Origin of the sequence: uncultured Roseobacter sp., assembly GCF_947493125.1 — a bacterium.
In the GTDB taxonomy this organism is placed as follows: Bacteria; Pseudomonadota; Alphaproteobacteria; order Rhodobacterales; family Rhodobacteraceae; genus Roseobacter.
The window spans coordinates 216,445-238,103 of the sequence record NZ_CANLQB010000007.1 but is presented as its reverse complement, the minus strand read 5'-3'; the positions used below and the strand labels follow the sequence as shown (position 1 = coordinate 238,103).

The following is a 21,659-nucleotide window of genomic DNA, read 5'->3' as shown; positions in this document are numbered from 1 at the left end:
GCAGTGTGCCGTGATCCGCGAGGTCTCAAGCCAGACTGCGGCGCGCTTGCCGGTGATATGCGGGAGAGCAGTGGAAAACCCGGATCGAATCGAGTAGAACATAACAGGAACATTTGGTAAGGTTGTTATGTGAATCATGTCTGCACATCTCTCCATAAAACGGCTGAAGGGGCAGGCGCGCCCTCGCGTGCAGCAGGTCAGCCTGTCGGAGGTCTTCCCTCAAACCGTGAGCGATGCGGGTGCAATCGGGTTCGTGCTGTCGCGCTTGCCGAAAACCTCCGCGCCTGTCTTGTGGGTGCAGGATCACGTGTCGTGCAAGGAGGCCGGGCGGCCCTACCTTCCCGGGATTCGGGAGCAGTCGCAGCTGATCTGGGTGACCGTGAGCCGCCCTGCCGATGTGCTCTGGGCGATGGAAGAGGGGCTGAGGTGCCATGCGCTGTCGGCTGTGATCGGCGAGGTCTGGGGCGCACCGCCTGCGCTCAGCTTCACGGCAACAAAGCGGCTGGCCTTGCGGGCCGAGGCGGCGGGTGTGGCCTGTTGGCTGATCCGGCGCGCGGCAGAGCCTGGGCTCAGCGCGGCACGGGAGCGATGGCGCGTGGGCTCGCTGCCGTCCGCCGCACATGCGCACGACCCGCAGGCGCCGGGCGCGCCGCGCTGGCAGGCGGAGCTTTTCAAATCCCGTATGCGCAAACCCGGTACCTGGGCTCTGACCCATGACCGCGCGGCGGATCGTGTCCATATCCTTGCCCCAGTTCGCGATGGAGCGGTGGCAGAAAGCGATGGCGCGCGCCGGAAACGCGCCCTCTGAAGACGTGCCGGTGGCGCTCGTGGCGGAAGGGGCGCACGGGCAGGTGATCCACGCCACCAACCGGGCGGCACGTCTGGCCGGCATCGCCATCGGTGCGCGCGTGGTCGACATGCGCGCGGTGTGCCCTGCGTTGCGGGTGGAGTATGCCGATCTCTCCGGAGATGCGCAGGCTCTGAAACGCCTGTCGCTCTGGGCGCAGCGCTGGTGCCCCTGGACGGTGGTGGATGGGGCGGATGGCCTGATCCTCGAGACCACCGGCAGTGATCACCTGATGGGCGGAGAAGCCGAGATGCTCATCGAGATGGAAACGCGCCTGTCGCTGCTGGGGCTGACGTCCCGATTGGCAGTCGCCCCCACCTGGGGCGCGGCCTGGGCGCTCGCACGCTATGGGCCCGTGCGCGCGATGTCCACGGAACAGACCTGTGCCGCCGATCTGGCGCCCTTGCCTGTCGCCGCGCTGCGCCTGCAGGCAGATACGGTGCTGTTGTTGGCGCGATTGGGGTTGAAGACCATCGGGCAACTTTCTGAAGTTCCGAGACTTTCTCTGACACGCCGGTTTGCCCGCAGCGCTCTGGACGCGAACCCGCTGATGCGGCTTGATCAGGCCATGGGGCATCTGGCCGAACCGGTCGCCAGCGTGGAGGCGCGCCCGCGGATCGTCGCGCAGGCAAAGCTGCCGGAGCCCATCGAGGACCCCACCGCCTACCTGCCGCAGCTCTGCGAAGACGTCTGTGCGCAGCTGGAGCAGGACGGATCAGGCTGCCGCCGGCTCACGCTCGTGATCTACCGCACGGATGGCGAGGTCAGCCGGCTGCAGGTCGCCACGGCTGCTCCGAGCCGGGAGCCTGCGCATCTTGCGCGGCTCTTCGAGGATCGGCTGGAGCGTCTCGACCCGGGCTTTGGCTTTGATCTGATCACCCTGGAGGCGGGGATGATCGAGCCCATCCAGACGGTGCAGCGGCATCTGAATGGTGGCTCAGACGCCGGTGTGCCGCTGACCCATCTGATCGACCGGCTGACGGCGCGGCTTGGCCCGAAGGCGGTCAAGACGCCGGTGCTGACACAAAGCCATGTGCCGGAACGGGCGGCAGACTGGGCGCCCGCGATGGCGGGGGCAGGGGCCGATGCCGTCACGGCCGCGCAGGAGCGCCCCCTCCGTCTTTTGCAGCCGACCGAGGAAATCCGCGTGCTCTATGCGGTGCCCGAAGGTCCGCCTGCGCAGTTCGTCTGGCGGCGCCAGACCCACCGGGTGGTGCGCTATGCGGGCCCTGAACGGATCGCGCCGGAGTGGTGGTGCGACCGGCCCGGCACGCGGCTGCGCGATTACTTCCGGATCGAGGATCAGGCGGGCTGCCGCTATTGGCTCTACCGTGAAGGGTTGCATGAGGATGGGCGCGGGGGCGATCCGCGCTGGTTCGTGCACGGGTGTTTTGCGTGAGTGGGTGGGTCAACGTGCTGAGGGCATCACCCGACCCGGAGGGCGTTTGCAACACCAAAGCTGCTTTTGCCATCTCCAAAAAAGCCAGCGACTGGCTCCTTGCTCACGTTAAAATCGCCCTCGTTTTGCCGAAGGCAAACCTCCGGTTTGACGGGGAGGTCGGGCGCTGCCCGGCCTATTGGCCGGGCGGGGCGTGTAAGCATGGACTTTGCTCCACCAGCCAATGGGGGATATCTTGCAATGCTATAGGGCGCGCTCAGCGCATTCTACGGCTTCAACCGCTCCGCTGGTTCGCGTCGGGCGCGGCCCCGGTGTGTTACTATGCCTGAGATGGACAACCAGCGCCCCCGGCGCACGCTGGAAGAGGCGTTCACCGCCAATCCGCACAGCGACTTCGTGGAGCTTGGCGTCACCACCTGTTTTTCGTTTCTACGCGGGGCGTCCGATGCGGTGGATCTGGCCAGGACCGCAAATGACCTGGGCTATGACGCGCTGGGGGTGGCCGACCTCAACACCATGGCAGGCGTTGTCCGCATCCATGCGGAGGCGCGCAAAGCCAAGCTGCGTCCGGTCATCGGCTGCCGGCTGCAGCTGGTTACGGGCGAGGAATTCCTCGCCTACCCGCGCAACCGTGCCGCCTATGGCAACCTCTGCGAACTGCTCTCGAAAGGCAAGATGACGGATCCGCAGGGCGAGTGGCAGGCCAAGGGGCGCTGCGACATCACGCGCGCCGATCTGGCGGCCCATTCCGAGGATGTACACCTCATTGCTCTGCCGGGCCCAAATCTGGACCATTTTGCCGCAGAGCTGCGGCTGCTGACCCGTATGCTGCCCAGCCTGCGCCATATTGCGGCGAGCTATCTTTACCGCGGGGACGACCGCGCGCGGATCAATCGTCTCGATGATCTGGCTAGATCGCATGGCCTCTCGATTCTGGCGACCAACGACGTGCACTACCACGCGCCCGACCGGCGCCCGCTGCAGGATGTGATGACCTGCATCCTGCACAAGACAACGATCACCCGGGCCGGGTTCCTGCTTCATGCCAATGCCGAGCGGCACCTGAAGTCGCCTTCGCAGATGAAACGGCTCTTTGCGGATTGGCCCCATGCGATTGCCGCGACGCGGGAGGTCGCGGATGCCTGCACCTTCGATCTGCGCGACCTGAGCTATGAATACCCACGTGAAACCGTACCCGAAGGCCGCAGCCCGCAGGACTATCTGGAAGAGCTGACATGGCAGGGCGCCGCACAGCGCTATCCGGAGGGCGTTCCACGGAAGACGCAGGATGTGCTGCGCAAAGAGTTGGCCCTGATCGGCAAGCTGGAGATCGCCAAATATTTTCTGACGATTCAGCAGGTTGTGAACTACGCCCGATACGAGTGTGACCCGCCGATCCTGTGTCAGGGCAGGGGGTCTGCGGCCAATTCCGCCGTCTGCTACGTGCTGGGGATCACGGCCGTGGACCCGGCCACCAATGACCTGCTGTTCGAGCGCTTTATCAGTGAGGAGCGCAAGGAACCGCCTGACATCGACGTCGATTTCGAACATGAACGGCGCGAAGAGGTGATCCAGCATATCTATGAGAAATACGGGCGCGACCGCGCCGGGCTTTGCGCGACCGTGATCCACTACCGCCCGCGGATGGCGGTGCGGGAGGTGGGCAAGGTGATGGGGCTCAGCGAAGATATAACCTCGGCGCTGGCCAAGACGATCTGGGGCAGCTGGGGGCGCGAGGTGGGGGCTGCGGAGGCGAAAGAGGCGGGGCTGGACCTTAAGGACCCGCTGATGGCGCGCACGATCAAGCTGGCCGATCAGATGATCGGGATGCCGCGGCATCTCTCCCAGCATGTAGGCGGTTTCATTCTGACCGAGACGCCGCTGACGCGCACCGTGCCCATCGGCAATGGTGCGATGACCGATCGCAGTTTCATCGAATGGGACAAGGACGACATCGACGAGTTGGGTATTCTGAAAGTGGATGTGCTGGCGCTAGGGATGCTGACCTGCATCCGCAAGGCCTTTGATATGATCGCGGCGCATTACGGAGAAACCCATAGCCTCGCCAGCATCGAACAGGAGGACCAAGCGGTCTACGACATGCTCTGCAAGGGCGACAGTATTGGCGTCTTTCAAGTTGAAAGCCGGGCGCAGATGAACATGCTACCGCGTCTGAAGCCGCGCAAATTCTATGATCTCGTGATTCAGGTGGCAATTGTACGGCCTGGGCCCATTCAGGGTGATATGGTCCATCCCTATCTGCGGCGCCGCAGTGGCAAGGAAGACGAAGAATACCCCTCACCGGGGCCGGAGCACGATCCGGATGAGTTGAAGAACATCCTCAAGCGCACCAAGGGCGTGCCCATTTTCCAGGAGCAGGCGATGAAGATCGCCATGGTGGCCGCCGAGTTCTCACCCGACGAGGCCAACCAGTTGCGCAAGGCGATGGCCACCTTCCGCTCGCGCGGCACCATCGGAGAGCTGGAAGAGAAGATGGTGGGCCGCATGATCAACCGTGGCTATGACGCGGAGTTTGCCGCGCGATGCTTCAACCAGATCAAGGGTTTCGGCGATTACGGCTTTCCCGAAAGCCACGCGGCGAGCTTTGCGCATCTGGTCTATGTCTCGAGCTGGATCAAGCATTACTACCCGGATGTGTTCTGCGCTGCGCTCTTGAATTCCCAGCCCATGGGCTTCTATGCGCCGGCGCAGATCGTCCGCGATGCGCGCGAACACGGCGTGGAGGTGCGCGCGCCGGATGTGAACTACAGCGACTGGGACAGCACGCTGGAGCCCATCGCTCCGAAGCGCTTTGCCGTGCGGCTGGGCCTGCGGCAGGTCGACGGCATGGGCCAGGAGGTGGCTGAGCGCATGATGGCGCGGCGCCAGACCCCCTTTGATGACATCGAAGACCTGAAAAAACGCGCCCGGGTCGATGCGGGTACCCTGCGCAAGCTGGCGGCGGCGGATGCCTTCCGCTCCATGGGGCTCGACCGGCGGCAAGCGCTTTGGGATACGCGCGCGCTGCGCGATGCGCCCGATTTGCCGCTGTTCTCCGAGACGCGCGATGAAGGGCCCGAGACCCGCTTTGTCCTGCCGCAGATGCCCACCTGCGAACATGTGGTGGCGGATTATCAGACCCTGCGGTTGTCCCTGAAGGCACATCCCATGTCCTTCCTGCGCAAAAGCATGACACGGCAAGGCTATACGCCCACGGCTGATCTGGCACGCATGGACAATGGCCAACCGGTATCGCTGGCCGGGATCGTGCTGATCCGCCAGCGCCCGGGCAGCGCCAAGGGCGTTTGTTTCATCACGCTGGAGGATGAAACGGGTGTCGCCAACCTAGTGGTCTGGCCCAAGGTCATGGTCGCCTTCCGCAAGGTGATCATGCAGGCGCGGCTGATGGAGGTGCGCGGGATGGTGCAGCGCGACGAGAATGTGATCCACGTGGTCGCGCATCATATGTCAGACCGGACCGATGCGCTTGTCCGGCTCTCGAAGGACCCCTTCGAAGTGCCGCTTGCCCGGGCGGATGAGGTGGTCAAGCCCGTGTCCGCCCATGCGCAACGCCACCCCCGTGATGTGCGCATCATTCCCAAGTCACGCGACTTCCACTAGCGCGTTTCCGACGGCCTCGGGCCACAATGTCTGACGATCATCGCCCGCCCGGTCGCGTTTGCACCACTCGCATCAGCCGACCGGCTTATTTCCTCCGCTTTTCAATAAATTGCTTTCATTTGCCTTCGTCCAGATTAATCTGGCGACGCGTGACACAATTTGGCGGATTCTTTTTATGAAACGTTTTACCGCATCGCTTCTGGCCCTCGGCATGATCGTGATTTCCATACCCGCGACAGCGCAGCAGGAGCCGCCTCCGGTCACCGTCGCAAACCCCGTGGTCAAGACCATCGTCGAGGATGACGAGTTTGTCGGGCGTTTCGAGGCGCGTGCCGAGGTTGTCGTGCGCTCCCGCGTGTCGGGCTATCTCGAAACGGTGCAATTCGACGACGGCAGCCTGGTGGACGAGGGGCAGATCCTCTTCACAATCGACCCCAGGCAGTTCAACACCGCCCTGCGTCAGGCGCAGGCACAGATCGACGTGGCTGAGGCGACCTATGATTTTGCCTCCGAGCAGCTCGAGCGTGCGCAATCGCTGATCCAGAACGGCAATATTCCGCAGAGCACGGTGGACGAACGGCGCGAGGCCTATCTGGCGGCGCAAGGCGGGCTCGAACAGGCGCGCGCCGCGGTGGAGCTGGCCGAGCTTGACCTGGAATACTCTCAGATCCGCGCGCCAATGGCCGGACGCATCGACCGCAGCCAGATCGACCCCGGCAATCTGGTGACGGCCAATGAGAGCGTGATGACCAGCATCGTGTCCTCCGACCCGATCCACTTCTACTTCGACATCGACGAGCGCTATTTCCTTGCCTACGCGCGCGATGCCCGGGCGCGCGGCGTCTCGCTGCAGGAAGGCGGCGGTGGTCTGGAGGTCAAGGTCACCCTCTCCGACAACAGCATTCCGCCGCAGACGGGCGTTCTGGACTTCTCCGAGAACCGGATAGACCAGAACACCGGAACCATGCGCATCCGCGCCGTCCTCGACAACCCCGATGAGGTGCTGACCCCGGGCCTCTTCGGGCGCGTGAACGTGCCCGGCTCCTTGCCCTACGAAGGCATCCTGGTCCCCGACGAGGCCATCGTGGCCGATCAGAACCGGCGCCTGGTGATGAGCGTCGACGGCGAGGGCAACGTCGTTCCGCTGGAGGTGCGCCCGGGGCCGCGCATCGACGGCTACCGCGTGATCCGCGACGGGCTCGATGGCTCGGAAGTCATTGTGGTTGAAGGGGTTGTGCGTGCCCGGCCCGGCAGCGTCGTGACGCCGGAGAAGATTGATCTGCCCCTGATCGCGGGCAACTGAGATGGGCCGCTTCTTCGTCACGCGCCCGATCTTCGCTGCCGTCATCTCGATCCTGCTGACCATTGTCGGCATCGTGTCCTACTTTCAACTGCCGGTGGAGCAGTACCCCGAGATCGCGCCGCCCTCCATCGTCGTGCGCGCCAGTTACCCGGGCGCCGATGCCGCCACGGTGGCCGCAACGGTCGCCACACCGCTGGAGCAGGAGATCAACGGGGTGGAGAATATGCTCTACCTGTCGTCCTACGCGACGGCAGATGGAGCGATGAGCCTGACCATCACCTTCGAGCTTGGCACCGACCTTGATGCAGCACAGGTTCTGGTGCAGAACCGCGTGGCCATTGCCGAGCCGCGGCTGCCCGAAGAGGTGCGCGCGCTGGGCGTGACCACCACGAAATCCTCGCCCGACCTGATGATGGTCGTGCACATGCTCTCGCCGGATGAGAGTTTCGACCAGCTCTACGTGTCCAACTATGCCCGCGCGCGGGTGCGCGACAGGCTGGTGCGGCTCGACGGGGTTGGGGATCTGCAGATCTTCGGCGAACGCGAGTTTTCTGCTCGCGTGTGGCTTGACCCTGACAGGCTGGCCTCGCTCGGCCTCACTGCAGGTGATGTGGTCGGTGCCCTGCGCGAGCAGAACGTGCAGGTGTCGGGCGGATCGCTGGGCGCACCGCCGAACAACAGCGAAAGCGCCTTCCAGGTCACGATCACGACCCAAGGCCGTCTGCAAACACCGCGCGAGTTTGGGCGCGTCATCGTGCGGGCGTCGGATGACGGACGCGTTGTGCGCGTGCGTGATGTGGCGCGGGTCGAGATCGGTGCGCGCTCCTACATCACCAACTCCTACCTGAACAACAAGCCGGCCGTGGCGTTGGGCATCTTCCAGAGGCCGGGATCAAACGCGCTCGCCTCGGCGGATGAGATCATCGCCGTCATGGATGAACTGGCCGAGGACTTCCCCGCAGGCCTCGAATACCAGGTGGTCTATAACCCGACGGAGTTCATCGCATCCTCGGTGAGTGCGGTCTACGAGACGATTTTCGAGGCGGTTCTGCTGGTGGTCATCGTGATCGTCGTCTTCCTGCAGAACTGGCGCACCGCCCTCATTCCCTTGTTGGCGATCCCCGTCTCGCTGATCGGCACCTTTGCCGTGATGCTGGCGCTGGGCTACACGCTGAACCTGCTCACGCTCTTTGGTCTGATCCTCGCCATCGGGATTGTCGTGGATGACGCCATCGTCGTGGTCGAAAACGTCGAACGCAACATCGCCGACGGCATGACCCCCCGACAGGCCTCGGCGCGGACCATGGATGAGGTGCAGGGCGCGATCATCGGCACAACTCTGGTGCTGATTGCAGTTTTTGTGCCCTCGGCCTTCGTGCCGGGCATCACCGGGCAATTCTATACCCAGTTTGCCGTGACCATCTCGGTTGCGACCGTCATCTCGTCGATCAATTCGCTCAGCCTGTCTCCGGCGCTGGCTGCGATCCTGCTGCAATCGAAAGAGGCCCGCGACCGTCCGAGCATCGGGACGCGGGTGTTCGGGCCGCTCGCCTCCGGTTTCAACCGCGGGTTCGATGCGCTCACACGCGGGTACATGGCCGTGGTGAAACGGCTTGTCTGCTCCAAGGCCATGCTCGGCCTGTCGCTCTCGGTGTTCGTAGGGTTGCTGGGCGCGACCTACTGGATCAGTCAGAAGGTGCCTACGGGCTTCATTCCCGAAGCCGATCAGGGCTATGCCATCGTCGTTGTGCAGCTGCCCGATGGTGCCTCGCTGGAGCGGACCGATGCGGTGATCCGTCAGGCAACCGAAGTGGCGCTCGAGACGCCAGGGGTGACGAATGCCGTGGCCTTCGCCGGGTTTTCGGGCGCGACCTTCACCAATGCGACCAATCAGGGGGTGATTTTCACCACCTTTGAAAGCTTCGACGACCGGATCGAGAGCGGCCTGACCTCGGGCGACATCATCGGCCAGCTCTTCGGCCGGATGCAAAGCCTGCGCGAGGCCTTCATCATCGCGATAGCGCCGCCCGCCGTTCGGGGCGTGGGTACTGGCGGCGGTTTCAAGCTGCAGCTGCGCGAGAACGAAAGCGCCGACATGACCCGGGTGCTGCAGTCGGCCTATGCGATCATGGGCGCCTCGCAGCAGTCCGAGCAGGTGCAGGGGGTCTTCACGACCTTCTCCGCAGGTTCGCCGCAGGTGTTCCTCGAAATCGACCGGGTCCGCGCGCAGATGCTCAACGTCCCCATCGGCGCGATCTTCGAGACGTTGGCGATCAATCTCGGCTCATCCTACGTGAACGACTACAATGCCTATGGACGCCTCTTCCAGGTGCGGGCGCAGGCGGATGAGCAGTTCCGCCTCGAGGAGGACGACATCTCCGCGCTGCGCGTGCGCTCGGCCACGGGCGCGCTGGTGCCGCTCGGCACGCTGGTCTCCATGCGGGACACGGCGGGGCCGGCACTGGTGCAGCGCTACAACCAGCAGGTCTCGGTGCCGGTGCAGGGCAACGCCGCGCCGGGCGTCTCCACCGGTGAAGCGCTCATCGCGATGGAGCAGCTGGCCGAGTCCCTGCTGCCGCCGGGGGTGGACTACCAATGGACCGAATTGGCCTTCCAGGAGCGCAACCAGGGTGACACGGCGAGCTACATCTTCGCCTTTTCCGTGCTCTTTGCGTTTCTCTTCCTCGCCGCACTCTATGAAAGCTGGGTCTTGCCTGTGGCGATCATCCTGATCGTGCCGCTGTCGGTCCTTGCGGCCCTTCTGGGGGTGATGTTTCGCGGCATGGACAACAACGTGCTGACCCAGGTGGGGCTGATCGTGCTGGTGGGGCTCGCGGCCAAGAATGCCATCATGATTGTGGAGTTCGCCAAACAGGCGCAGGAGGAGCGAGGGCTCGGCCCGGTCGATGCCGCGCTTGACGCCGCGCGCCTGCGGTTCCGCCCGATCCTGATGACGGCCTTTGCTTTCATCCTCGGGGTCATCCCGCTGATGATCGCGACGGGTCCGGGCTCCGAAATGCGGCAGGCGCTGGGCACGGCGGTCTTCTTCGGGATGTCCGGCGTGACCTTCCTGGGGTTGTTCCTGACACCGGTCTTCTACGTCACGCTGCGCCGGATCTTCAAGGCCGAGACGGTGCCGCAGGACGCCTGAGAACCGGTGCCGCGCGCGTGCACTGCAGGCGGAATGCCCATTCCGCTGAGCGCCGCGATGTGATTTGAAACAGGGGCTTCATCTAGGGAAGGTGTCCGGGTGGACCTGACCGCGCATATCGAAAAACAACTGCTGGGTGGCTCGCAACGCATCTGCCCCGCAGAACAGACGCTGGCGCGCATCCTGCCGCACAAGGACGCCTTCGGGATCACCCGGCTGGCGAATGTGACCGGGCTCGACCGGGTGGGCCTGCCGGTGGTGATCGCCATCCGGCCCAACGCCCGCTCCATCGCGGTGTCTCAGGGCAAGGGCATGTCGCTGGCGCACGCCAAGGCCTCGGCGCTGATGGAATCCATCGAGATCTGGCATGCCGAGCATATCGACCGCCCCCTCTACTATGCCAGCGTCGCCGATCTGGCGCCGCGGCACCGCTTTGTCGATCTCGCGCGCCTGCCGCGCACCCCGCGCCCGCAGCCACCCCGCACAGAACGGCAGCACTGGATCACCGCGCGCGACATTCTGAGCGATGAGGACCGGCTTGTCCCCTTCGAGATGGTGCATGCGGATTATACCTATCCTGCGATCGGGGAGGCGGGCTGCTATCCGGCCAGCACAAATGGTCTGGCCTCCGGCAACCACGTGATGGAGGCGATCTGCCACGGCATCTGCGAGGTGATCGAGCGCGATGCGCTGGCGCTCTGGCATGCGAGGCCCGTCGCGCATCGCGCCCGGACGCGGCTGGATGCCGAGAGCATCACGGACGCGCCCCTGCGCGCCTCTCTGGCGCGCTTTGCACAGGCCGGGCTCGCCGTGGCGATCTGGGAGATCACCACCGATCTTGGCGTGCCGAGCTTCATGGCGGTGGTGCAGGAGCCGCAGAGCGAGACCGGCCACCTCGGTCTTGGCTCCGGCACCCACCCGGATCCGACCATCGCGCTGCATCGCACGCTGAATGAGGCGGCGCAGACCCGGCTCAATTACATCTCCGGCGCCCGCGAAGATCTCTTTCACGCCGAATTCACCGCCGCGGGACGTGCTGCCAAAACCAACGCCTTTGCCGATCTGCTGCCGCCGCCGCCGCACCAGAGGCGTTTTGACAGCGGGGCCGGGGCGCGACACGCTGACCTCCACGCCGATCTGGCCTGGCTCAAATCCCGGCTGCAGGGCGCGGGCATCGAGGAGATCTGCGTCGTCGATCTCACGCGCGCGCCCTTCGACATTCCGGTCGTGCGCGTGATCATCCCCGGCCTGGAAGCGCCCCACGACGACGACGCCTATGTGCCCGGACCCCGCGCCGCTGCCGTCGCAGACACCGGAGGTGCGGATGCCTGAGATCATCCTCTTTGCGGGCCCGTCGATCACCGGGGTGGACAGCGCGCTGCTGAAGCCCGTCGATCTGCGCCCGCCCGTCCAGCAGGGCGACGTTTACCTGGCCGCCCAGGAGGCGCCGGGAGCCATCGCCATCATCGACGGGTTTTTCGAGGGCGCACCGGCGGTCTGGCACAAGGAGATCCTCTGGGCGCTGACCCGTGGCATCGCGGTGCTGGGCGCCTCCAGCATGGGCGCTCTGCGCGCCGCCGAGATGGAGCGCTTCGGCATGCAGGGCGTTGGTGGGATTTTCGAAGCTTATCGCGACGGCGTGCTGGACGATGACGACGAGGTTGCCTTGCTGCATGGCCCGGCCGACCTGGGCTATCCGAACCTGAGCCTTGCCATGGTCAACGCCCGCGCGACGCTGGCCGCTGCAAGTGCCGCTGGACTGATAGAGGCCACTGAAGAGGCAGCTCTCGTGGCATCTGCCAAGGCGCAATTCTACAAGACCCGCAGTTGGGACAGCGTCCTGTCCGATCCCGCGGCGCCTCGGCTCGGCGACAGCAGGCTGACGGATCTGCGCCACTGGATCGCGACCCATGCGGTCGATCAAAAGCGATTGGATGCCGAGGCCTTGCTGCAACATCTCGCGCAGGGCGCCCCGGCACCTGCCCGGACGGAGACCCATTTCGAGGAGACGGCGCTTTGGCACGAAGGCGTCGGCCTCTGGCGGCAACGGGCCGCGGCGCAGGCGCGGGCGACGGCGGAGAAGGGCGGCTACCGCCTCACCGCCGGTCTGTCGCTGTTGCAGGAATAGACGCAGAGCGCAATCTGCGCTAACAACAAGGGCAGTGTTCGGTAAGGGGTCTCCGCCATGCAAGGAACGCGGTTCAAACTGTTTCCGCAGCCTCAGTTTCTGGACGAGTTCGAGGAGCCCGAGATCGTCGAGGTCTCCTCTCCGCCCGGCAGTCTCGGGCCCGGGCCACAAGACGCCCGCATGTACACCATCTTTCCCATCGGCAAGCCGCAGCCCTATGGCATCTCGCCCGATGGCTCGGACCCCATGGCGCCGCCCTGGACCGGCGATATCGAAGCGCCGGCCATGCCCGATGAAGAGGGCCATTTCGACTATCTCGAACCGGGCACTCCGCAGTTCGAGGCGGCCCATCTCTTCGGCACCGTGCGCTTTGTCATGGACATCTGGGAGGACTATTTCGGTCGCGAAATTCCCTGGCAGGCGGATGCGGTCTATGAGCGGCAGGAGCTGACGATCCTGCATTCGCTCGACAACGCCTATTCGGGCTTCGGATTCATCGAAATGGGGGCGGACGCCAGCACCGGAACGCTCAAGCCCTTCGCGCTCAATTTCGATGTCATCGCCCATGAGTTGGGGCACGCCATCATCTACTCCGAGATCGGTGTGCCCGACCCCCAGAATGTCACCGGCGAGTATTTCGGGTTCCACGAAAGTGCGGCGGACCTCGTGGCGCTGATCTCCTCGCTGCATTTCAACTCGCTGGTGGATCGCCTGCTCGCCAACACACGCGGCAATCTCTACACGCTCAATGCGGCGAACCGGATCGCGGAGTTGTCCGACAACAAGCAGATCCGCATCGCGGCGAATGACACGCGCCTGTGCCAGTTCGCCGAAGGCTGGAGGAAGGAGCATCACCTGGGTCAGCCGCTGACCGGCGCCTTTTTCGACATCCTCGTCGATATCTTCCACGAGATGCTGCTCGACTACGGGGCGATTTCGCCCGAGATGGAGGATCTCTCCGACCAGTTGCTCGCAACGGCCGAGTACGCGCCTGTGATGCAGGACATGTTTGACGCGGCCTATGCGGACCACCCGGATCAGTTCAAACGGGCGCTGCTCGACGCGCGCGACATCATGGGGACCTACCTCGCCGATACCTGGCAGTTGCTGAGCCGTCAGGATCTGAATTTCATCGACGTGGCCGAGGCCTTTATGGAGGTCGATCAGGCGCATACGGGCGGGCGCTTCGCCACCATCATTCGCGGCAACTTCCACCTGCGCGACATCGGTCTGGTCGACGTCGGCCCGCAGTTGGAGCCGCTGGGCGAGGACAGCCACGCGAACTCCGTCAGAACGATGCTTCCAATGGACTGAAAACGAGGAATAGGATAACAACAAGGCAGCTGCAGCATGAGGACTGTTTTTCCTCACAGAAGGACCAACATTATGACCGAAGCGATTTACAAAGAATCAATCTACGCATCTGAAAAAATTGTCCTTTTTGGACGTGAAGTGGACGACCTGGCGGTTCTGGCCGACGACTCCACCGATGCCGCTCTGAAGAAAGCCGATAAACAGCTGGCTCGGATCTACGGCTTTACCTATGACGGCGCCTACATTGAATTTGGCACGCCGGTTCTGTTTCTCGTCGGGAACGATAGCAAAGATGCAAATAAGGAGCGTCTTCCCGGCCCAAACCCGCGCGACAAGGAATTCTTCGACTCGCTGAAGGCCTGGACTGTGGACAAAGACGTCAAGACCGTCAGGCTCGACGTCGATGTGGGCAAGTTCGAAGACGTCCTGCTCGCGGCGGCGGCGGACGGGCTTGAAGCTGCTGGCCGCGTGGCCGGGGCCAAGGTCTCCGGCGCGAAGGTGTCGGGGGCGAAGGTCTCCGGTGCCAAGGTGTCCGGCGCAAAGATGTCCGGAACCCGGATCAGCGGCGCACGGGACTGACCGATCCGCGCAGGTCGTCAGAGGCCTGCGCGTTTCAGCCCTTCGAAGAAATGCTCCACGTCATCCTCGAACTTGTCGGGCTGGACAGCCGCCCAGCGATCCACTGAGAAATTCGGGTGCGCCTGACGCACCAGATCCGCCTGCTCGCGCGCTTCGGCCAGCCGGTCCAGATAGGCATAGCTCGCCGCGAGGATCCGGCGGCCTTCGGTCGGGTTCTGCATCTTCTGGATCGTGTCGATGGCGTCCTCATATTGCTTGAGCGCGAAATACGCGCCGCCCAGATGCCAGATGTACTGATCTGGATAGAACGGGTTCAGCCGCATCGCCTTCTGCAAGAGCTCCACCGCCTCGTCGGACCGACCCATATGCACCAGCGCGTCGCCCATGTCTGACATCAGATCGGCGTCGTTCGGGTTCAGCTTCAGCGCGCGATCATAGGCATTGATCGCCGGATCATGTTCCTTGCGGTAAAGATGTGCAAAGCCCAACTCGCCAAATCCGCGCGCATCGGCGGCGTCAAGCTCGATCGCCTCCCGCGCGAAGTTGAGCGCATCGTCCAGCGCCACCTCCGGCTGGTCGGTCCAGTCATAGCGCCAATCGAGGTTGAACGTCCGCGACTTGGCGGCATAGGCGCGGGCATAGCGCGCATCGCTGCCGATGGCGTTCTCATAGAGATCGCGCGCCCGCCGGACTTCCGGCTGCGTGTACTTCAGCACATGCCGGTGACCTTTCAGCACAAAGCCATAGGCCATCAGGTTCGCGGGCGGCAACAGACGCATGCGCTCGCGTTCGGTGGCCTCGATCCGCGCGGCTGTGGCGGTCACGATGATCTGCGTGATCTCGTCCTGCAGATCGAAGATATCCTCGACGTCGCGATTGTACTGCTCGCCCCAGATCGTCCGATCCTGCAGCGCATCGAGCAACTGCAGCGTGATCCGGATGCGCGAGCCAGCCTTTCGCACGGTGCCATCGACGGCATAGCGCACGCCCAATTCGCGCGCGGCCTGTGCCGGTGATTTCGCGCGATCGGCAAACATATTGGCCGAGCCCCGCGCGATCACGAAGAACTCCTGAAAGCGCGACAGGTTCGTGGTCACATCCTCGGTCAGGCCATCCGCGAACCACTGGTCCCCAAGATCGCTGCCCTGAAACCCGAAGGGCAGCACCACGATGGACTGGTTCGCAATCGGGCGCTCCTTGAACTCCGCGGAGTTCTCCAGATTGCGCCGCAGACCCGGCGTCATCGCCGCCGTCGTGGGGTTCTCATGCACCTGGAAGACGTCGATGGTGCGGCCGATGTTCTTGAAATCCTGCCCGCCAAGGTACTCATAGCCGTACTTCAGCTTGGTGCAGACGTGGTCGTAGGCCGCGCCCGAAATACAGACCTGCCCCGGGGCGGCGAAGGCCTCGATCCGTGCGGCGATGTTGATGCTTTCGCCGGTCATCTCATTGCCGCTGACCAGAATTTCCCCGAGGTTGATGCCAAAGCGGAAGTGGATCTTCTCCTCTTCCGGCAAATCCTTGTTTTCCTTCTCCAGCGTCTTTTGCATCTCAACCGCGAAGGTCACCGCGTCCACGGCACTTTCGAAGATCATGAAGGCGCTGTCGCCGGCCGATCCCTTGAATTCACCCGAGTAGGACCGGATCGCCTTGCGGAATTTCTCCAGCCGTTCGGTGACCGAGATGGTCGTGCGCACCTCATCGACGCTCATCATCGTGCTGAAATTGGCCACATCGGCAAAGACGATCGCCACCAGGCGTCGTTTCAGCTGCTCGCGCGCTTCAGGTATTTTCGCAGTATCAGCCAAGACTTTCTTTCCAACAGGTTGGCGAAAACGACAGATTGCAGGACCCCGCCACATCTTCGATGACCTTGTCGCGAGTTGCAATCCATTCCGCTTCTAAAATGCCGGCGATCACCGTATCCTGCCGCTTGCCGTCGACGAACCAGGCTTCGCGAAAGCGGCCTTCCTCGGCAAAGCCGAATTTTTCCAGCACGCGTGCCGTCGCCGCATTGTCCGAACGGTAATAGGTGGTCACCCGGTGCAGCCGCAGACGCTTGAACGCCAGATCGAGCATCGCGACGGTCATCGCCGTGGCAAGACCCTTCTTGCGAAACCCATCTGTGACAAAGAACGGCAGCACCGCGTCCCCCTGAATGTAGTTGACCGACTCCAGCCCCGCGACCCCCACGGGTGTGGCATCGTCCTCGGCGATGAACCAATAGGCTCCCGGCTGCGATTTCTGCACAATCGAGTCGCGCCAGCTTTCACGCAGGGCATCGACACTGACCGGCACCGGAAGGGTCCGGTCGAACAGTGCGGCATCCGTAAAGTTCCAGAACCAGTCCGAAATCCGGGGTATGTCATCGAGCCCCATGGGGCGCCACGTAATTACTTTTGTAGTTTCATCAGCCATATCAAATTTCCTACCAGCCGCGGCCCGAAAGTCTCCCGGGCCAATCGACTGTGCCGGAACAAGGGCCTCGCATGAAACTACAATGCGTTCGTTAACTACAGTTGTTACTACCGTACCCTTCGGAAAAGCAACGATTTTGCGGGCTCGGCTCTTCCGCCCTAGCGCAGCTGTGCGGGGGGCGTCTGTGATCTGGAACACGTTTCTGACGAATTTCTGCATGGAAAAAGGCGGGCCGCGTGCTGCGCCCCGCCTGATGGTTCGGGTCGACGATAAGGCTCAGGCTGCGGCGTCTTCCGGCAACTCCTCCTCCTCGGGTGCGGGCGGGTCCTCGGCCAGCACGACCTGGCCTTCGGTCAGCTCGGCAAAGAGCTCTGCCGCCTCCTGCGTCGGGTCGCTCTCGCTCTGGTCGAGGTCGACAACGCCGTTGAACACCGCGTCACCGTAGGAGGTGAACTGATTGCCCAGAGGCACATTCGGGTCGATCATCACCGGATGGCTCTCGGTATAGATGTCGCCCGTGAGCCGGTCTGAGAAATAAAGATCGACCATGAAATAGTTCTGCCCGTCCGAGGTGGCATAGTACCCGTCCGTCTCCAGCGTGCGCACGACATCTTCGAAATCCATGTTGTAGCTGTCCGTGCCTGCAGGGAACGTGGTCTGGCCGAGGCTGTCCGTCTTGGTCCCGCTGATCTCCACGATCCGCGCGCCCGGGTCGGGCCAGCCTTCCCGGTAGGTCATCGGGTCCAGCACCAGATCGGGCTGCACCTCCTGCGGCAGGTCAGCCGAATTCACGATCTCGTCGATGGCCGGGTTGTAGTTCTCATAGTCCTGATCGACGTTGAGAAACACCGGATCCACAATCGTGTGCTGGAACTGCTCGGGCGTGCCCGGATTGTTCGGCGTAAACCACTTGAAGAGGTCCATCCCGGTGTCGAAATCCGCAATCTGCGCGTCGATGATGGTCATATCCGTGGTGTTGGGCCCAAAGCTGATGCCCACATCCGCCTCCGAATAGCTCACGCCCGGGCCTTCCCCGATCAGATCGAAGCCTTCGATGATGTAGTGCGAGGTGTATTCGAAATGCGCGCCCGAGCGCACGTTCCACGCGGTGAAATCGCTGAAGACGCTGTGCAGATCATGGCCTTGGTTCGGGTTCGACTTCACCACATGCAGCCCCTCCTTGGCGGCGAAGGTCTCGTTGTCGTGAAAGCTCAGCACCGGGAAGTGATCGAGGAACACGGTGTCATCGCCAAAGAACGCATCCGGTGCGGCAAAGACATCCGAATCCGCCGTATAGAGCCCCTCTTCGAACCCGCGGTGCATATAGGCGAACCCGTGGTTCACGCTGGCCGCGATATTCCCGGTCGACTCCACCATGCGCCCCTGGAACCAGAAGCCATCGCCGGTCTGACCGAGATCGAAGTTGGCGATGTCATTGCCATCCTTCGGCGCGGCCCAGCTGTTGCCCTCGGCATAGATGGCGATGTTGTTGCTCCAGACGCCGGTCTCATTGCCGGATTCCGCGACATAGCCCGCGCCGAAGGTGTCGAAGGTGGCATTGCCGTCCACAACCGCATTGGAGTCGTGATGCACGATCCCCCAGCCGGGTGAGCCGAAGACCGCATTGCCCATCAGCACGGCGGGGTTCTCCAGATCGCCGACGCCTGCCTTGTGGATATGCGCCGGATAGCGGCCCTTCACATTGTCATCAAAGGCGATGTCGGTGATATCGCTGGCATCCTGCGCAGGCTCCGATTTATCCGTACGTCCCAACTCGTGGAACGCGGCATAGCGCACGTCCACATCGTCGTTATGCATGAACATCACATGTCCGCGCTCGTAAATCTCGGCCTCCGCACCTTCCTCGGAGGAGAAGGTCACATTGCGCGAGTAATTCGCAATCGAGGTGCTCAGGTCATCCCGCGGTGCGTCGTGATCATGCTGGAGCGGCTCTTCGAAATAGACCATGCCATCCTGAATGTCGGTGATCGTGCGCACCTCGTCCTGCGAGGGGTAGGGCTGTACCCCGTTCACGCCGTTCCAGTCGTGCCCGCGGTAATGCGTGCCCGCGATCACGATGGTGTCGCCGACGTTCCAGCCGTTCGGCGCACTGGCGAACTCGACCCAGGTGTCGCCCGCCATCGGGTCGTCGATCACCTTCTCATGGGCCTCCGTCTCGGCACCGTGAATGGTGGTCTGCCCATGGGCAATTAGCCCGCGGCTGAGCAGGGTGGGGTCCCACTCCGTATCAATCGGCCCATCGGCAAAGACGATATCGACACTCACATCCGGCTGCACCGGCGTCGCTTCCGTCCCGATGGTCAACTGCCCGTCCGGCGTCACCACCATGGTGTCGAGCCGCATCTCGCTGTCGGTGTCCGTGGCGAACTCCAGATGCCCGTCAACCCGCACGGTGAAGAGCTCTGTCGCGCTGACCCCGTCATAGGTCATATGCACGCCGTCCGGGATCACCACGCGCGCACCCTCATCGGGGATCTGACCCTGATACCAGTTGCTTGCGTCAAACCAGCTGCCATTACCGATGGCGATATGCGTGGCCTCCGACGGTGTGACGAGGGAGAGCGCCGCCATGTGCTCCATCCCCTGCGGCGAGCCCGGATCATGATCGTGATGGTGATCCTGACCGGCCAGCACATCGGCCACGAAGGCCTCGATCTCTTCCGGGGTCTGGGGCAGGTGGCTGTCATGCTCCTCGGGGTGATCGCCATGCCCGTCCTCCGGTGGCGTTCCCGGATGCTGCGGATGGTCGCCATGCCCGTCTTCAGGCGGTGCGTCCGGGCCGTCCGGATCATCGCCCTGGCCGTGATCCGGCGGCATGTCCGGCGCGTCCTCCGGCGGTGTCACCGGGTCTTCTGGCGTGTCTCCCTGGCCGTGATCGGGGGGCGTCACCGGGTCCTGGGGCGGATCGTTCGGGGTGTCCTCCGGCGGTGTCTCGGGGTCCTGCGGATGATCTTCACAGACCGGCGCCTCGGGCGGGTCGTCCTGGCCGGTCTCGGGCGTGGTCGGAGCCTCGTCCGCAGGCGTCTCTTTCGTCGCCTCGAAGTACTCTGTTAACTTCTGAAAGAAGTCGGTCAGGCCCTCGGTGTCATAAAGCCATTTTAGGAATGAAAACATCTCGCGGTTCTCCAGCGCAGCTACATGGTAGCATGGTAGAATCACACTACCATAGGTTGGTCCCCCGGTGCGGACCTTGGCACAGCCCACCGCCCTGCTGCAACACCCCCGATGACATTTTCCTGCTCCTTGCCCGCGCCGCCTCAGATGCAGGTTTGAAGCGGCTTAGGCCTTGAAAATGATGGGATTTCCGGACCAGTCATCTGACGCATCCGCCGAACGTTACCACCGGGTTAATCGCAGGCCGTCGGGTTAACCCGTGCCTGCCCCTGTCGCATTGCGCGGGGCAGAGGATCAACCCGACCTGACCGGAGCCGCACGGTTCGGGGACAGCGCAGATGCCGGGACGTGCATAGAAGCCGGTTTTATGGTAAACTTTCCAATGCGCGGGCGCTGTATTTGCCCGCCCCGGCCTGTGCCAGCCACAGCGCCGGCCATTTCAGAAAGGAATAAGATCATGGTCCGATTTGGCCTCGCCCTCACCGCCGGAGCGGTGCTCCTCAGCGCATGCACGGCCTTCCCCGGTGGCAGCAATCGACAGGTTCTCTACGGCTCCTCCTTCGCCTCGACGGACGAGGCGGTACAGGAACTCAACCTCGCCGTGAGCCGCACCGCGGCGAGCCACGGCTGCAGCCTGATCAGCGTGGGCGGTGGCACCGGCCTCGGCGCGGGCGAGCAGCGCTCTGGCGGCAAGCAGATCGACGTCTACGGCGTCATTCAATGCCCGGCAGGCACACCGAGGTTCCTGCCCAACACCGGCGTCGTGCCCTAAACGCCCGTCACAGTGCCGCGGTCGAGCCGCGAATGACCAGCTCACCCTGGATCAGCGCATCCTGGGCGGGCGCTTCCCCGTCCATGAGCACGCGCCGCACCGCCTCCTTGGCCAGCCGCTCCGTCGGCTGCGCGATTGTGGTCAGGCGCGGCACCACTAACGCGGCGAGCGTGATGTCGTCAAACCCGACAACCGACAGCGCCTCCGGCACGGGGATCTCCATGTCCCGCGCCGCCCTCAAGACCCCGATGGCCATCTGGTCGCTGGCCGCGGCAATCGCGGTGGGCCGCTGCGGTGCCGGACCCGAGAGCAGCGCGCGCGCCATCTGTTCGCCGCTTTCGTAGTCGAACAGCCCCTCGCGGACCTCCAGCGAAAGTCCGGCGCGGGCCACGCAGCGTTCGAACCCCAGCCGTCGCTGCCGTCCAACCTCGGTGTTCTGCGGCCCGGCCAGATAGGCAAGGCGCCGATGGCCGAGACCGATCAGATGCGCCGCCCCCCGTTCCGAGCCCTTGGCGTGGTCGGTGCTGACCAGCGGGCTGGAATGAAATCGCCGGTCGAGCGAGACGACGCGGATGTCGCTGCGATGCAGCCGCGCGCTGGAATCATTGGAGGCCGCGATGATCAGCCCCCGGGGCGACTGTTCCAGCAAGGCGGCGATCTGCCGTTCTTCGGTCGCCGCGTCGTCATGGGAGTTGGTCAGCATCACCGTATGCCCGCGGTCCGCGGCCTCGGTTTCGATCCGCAGGGCCAGCTGGGCGAAGAAGGGATTGGTGATGTCCGGCACCACGAGGCCGAGAATGTTGATCTTGTTGGTGCGCAGGGCGCGGGCGGCCATGTTCGGGCGATAGTTGAGATCGGAGGCCGCCTTCAGGACGCGGTCGCGCAGCGCCGTCTTCACCGTGGTGTTGTTCGACAGCACCTTGGAGACAGTGCCCACCGATACGCCGGCTTCCCGCGCTACATCCTTGACAGTCGACATATGTCCTCAGTGC

General features: G+C 63.7%; 14 protein-coding genes. 10 read left to right on the top strand and 4 right to left on the bottom strand.

Going from position 1 to position 21,659, the window contains the following annotated elements; translation table 11 throughout:
• The first annotated feature begins 136 nt into the window (after positions 1 to 136).
• From Q1A71_RS16580 to Q1A71_RS16540, 9 genes are all read left to right on the top strand, one after another.
• Positions 137 to 808: a hypothetical protein gene (locus Q1A71_RS16580; protein ID WP_299678766.1), complete on the top strand. Its 672-nt coding sequence runs from the start codon at positions 137 to 139 to the stop codon at positions 806 to 808.
• On the top strand, positions 780 to 2,246 hold the full coding sequence (locus Q1A71_RS16575) for a DNA polymerase Y family protein (protein WP_299678764.1): 1,467 nt from the start codon (positions 780 to 782) through the stop codon (positions 2,244 to 2,246). The genes Q1A71_RS16580 and Q1A71_RS16575 overlap by 29 nt, the downstream gene beginning before the upstream one ends.
• Positions 2,247 to 2,567: 321 nt before the next feature.
• Complete coding sequence (locus Q1A71_RS16570; protein WP_299678762.1) at positions 2,568 to 5,867, top strand: error-prone DNA polymerase; 3,300 nt, start codon at positions 2,568 to 2,570, stop codon at positions 5,865 to 5,867.
• A 175-nt stretch (positions 5,868 to 6,042) separates the two neighbouring features.
• Complete coding sequence (locus Q1A71_RS16565) at positions 6,043 to 7,170, top strand: efflux RND transporter periplasmic adaptor subunit (protein WP_299678759.1); 1,128 nt, start codon at positions 6,043 to 6,045, stop codon at positions 7,168 to 7,170.
• Position 7,171: 1 nt separating this feature from the next.
• Positions 7,172 to 10,321 (top strand): multidrug efflux RND transporter permease subunit, encoded by a 3,150-nt coding sequence (locus Q1A71_RS16560; protein ID WP_299678756.1) that lies wholly within the window; start codon positions 7,172 to 7,174, stop codon positions 10,319 to 10,321.
• A 99-nt stretch (positions 10,322 to 10,420) separates the two neighbouring features.
• Positions 10,421 to 11,653: a YcaO-like family protein gene (locus Q1A71_RS16555; RefSeq protein WP_299678753.1), complete on the top strand. Its 1,233-nt coding sequence runs from the start codon at positions 10,421 to 10,423 to the stop codon at positions 11,651 to 11,653.
• The gene (locus tag Q1A71_RS16550) at positions 11,646 to 12,449 is read left to right on the top strand and encodes a TfuA-like protein (RefSeq protein WP_299678750.1); all 804 of its coding nucleotides are present in this window, start codon (positions 11,646 to 11,648) and stop codon (positions 12,447 to 12,449) included. Before Q1A71_RS16555 ends, Q1A71_RS16550 begins: the two co-directional genes overlap by 8 nt.
• A 57-nt stretch (positions 12,450 to 12,506) precedes the next feature.
• Complete coding sequence (locus tag Q1A71_RS16545) at positions 12,507 to 13,763, top strand: hypothetical protein (protein ID WP_299678747.1); 1,257 nt, start codon at positions 12,507 to 12,509, stop codon at positions 13,761 to 13,763.
• A gap of 72 nt (positions 13,764 to 13,835) precedes the next feature.
• Entirely contained in the window at positions 13,836 to 14,342 is a 507-nt protein-coding gene (locus Q1A71_RS16540) for a hypothetical protein (RefSeq protein WP_299678744.1), read from the top strand.
• Between the two features lie 17 nt (positions 14,343 to 14,359).
• Here Q1A71_RS16540 and Q1A71_RS16535 read toward each other — a convergent pair whose 3' ends face one another.
• From Q1A71_RS16535 to Q1A71_RS16525, 3 genes are all read right to left on the bottom strand, one after another.
• Entirely contained in the window at positions 14,360 to 16,150 is a 1,791-nt protein-coding gene (locus Q1A71_RS16535; protein ID WP_299678741.1) for a tetratricopeptide repeat protein, read from the bottom strand.
• Positions 16,143 to 16,760 (bottom strand): GNAT family protein, encoded by a 618-nt coding sequence (locus Q1A71_RS16530; RefSeq protein WP_299678738.1) that lies wholly within the window; start codon positions 16,758 to 16,760, stop codon positions 16,143 to 16,145. The genes Q1A71_RS16535 and Q1A71_RS16530 overlap by 8 nt, the downstream gene beginning before the upstream one ends.
• A gap of 276 nt (positions 16,761 to 17,036) precedes the next feature.
• Entirely contained in the window at positions 17,037 to 19,895 is a 2,859-nt protein-coding gene (locus Q1A71_RS16525) for a G8 domain-containing protein (RefSeq protein ID WP_299678734.1), read from the bottom strand.
• A 457-nt stretch (positions 19,896 to 20,352) separates the two neighbouring features.
• Between Q1A71_RS16525 and Q1A71_RS16520 the strand changes: the two genes are divergently transcribed.
• On the top strand, positions 20,353 to 20,667 hold the full coding sequence (locus Q1A71_RS16520; protein WP_299678731.1) for a hypothetical protein: 315 nt from the start codon (positions 20,353 to 20,355) through the stop codon (positions 20,665 to 20,667).
• A 7-nt stretch (positions 20,668 to 20,674) separates the two neighbouring features.
• On the opposite strand, the gene Q1A71_RS16515 is transcribed toward Q1A71_RS16520, so the two are convergent.
• On the bottom strand, positions 20,675 to 21,646 hold the full coding sequence (locus Q1A71_RS16515) for a LacI family DNA-binding transcriptional regulator (protein WP_299678728.1): 972 nt from the start codon (positions 21,644 to 21,646) through the stop codon (positions 20,675 to 20,677).
• Positions 21,647 to 21,659: the final 13 nt, after the last annotated feature.

Bases quoted from the DNA above. Each gene is read 5' to 3' on its own strand.
- Q1A71_RS16550 (WP_299678750.1), top strand. From the start codon at position 11,646: ATGCCTGAGATCATCCTCTTTGCGGGCCCGTCGATCACCGGGGTGGAC.
- Q1A71_RS16515 (WP_299678728.1), bottom strand. From the start codon at position 21,646: ATGTCGACTGTCAAGGATGTAGCGCGGGAAGCCGGCGTATCGGTGGGC.
- Q1A71_RS16525 (WP_299678734.1), bottom strand. From the start codon at position 19,895: ATGTTTTCATTCCTAAAATGGCTTTATGACACCGAGGGCCTGACCGAC.
- Q1A71_RS16530 (WP_299678738.1), bottom strand. From the start codon at position 16,760: ATGGCTGATGAAACTACAAAAGTAATTACGTGGCGCCCCATGGGGCTC.
- Q1A71_RS16570 (WP_299678762.1), top strand. From the start codon at position 2,568: ATGCCTGAGATGGACAACCAGCGCCCCCGGCGCACGCTGGAAGAGGCG.
- Q1A71_RS16545 (WP_299678747.1), top strand. From the start codon at position 12,507: ATGCAAGGAACGCGGTTCAAACTGTTTCCGCAGCCTCAGTTTCTGGAC.
- Q1A71_RS16560 (WP_299678756.1), top strand. From the start codon at position 7,172: ATGGGCCGCTTCTTCGTCACGCGCCCGATCTTCGCTGCCGTCATCTCG.
- Q1A71_RS16520 (WP_299678731.1), top strand. From the start codon at position 20,353: ATGGTCCGATTTGGCCTCGCCCTCACCGCCGGAGCGGTGCTCCTCAGC.
- Q1A71_RS16565 (WP_299678759.1), top strand. From the start codon at position 6,043: ATGAAACGTTTTACCGCATCGCTTCTGGCCCTCGGCATGATCGTGATT.
- Q1A71_RS16575 (WP_299678764.1), top strand. From the start codon at position 780: ATGGCGCGCGCCGGAAACGCGCCCTCTGAAGACGTGCCGGTGGCGCTC.
- Q1A71_RS16540 (WP_299678744.1), top strand. From the start codon at position 13,836: ATGACCGAAGCGATTTACAAAGAATCAATCTACGCATCTGAAAAAATT.
- Q1A71_RS16580 (WP_299678766.1), top strand. From the start codon at position 137: ATGTCTGCACATCTCTCCATAAAACGGCTGAAGGGGCAGGCGCGCCCT.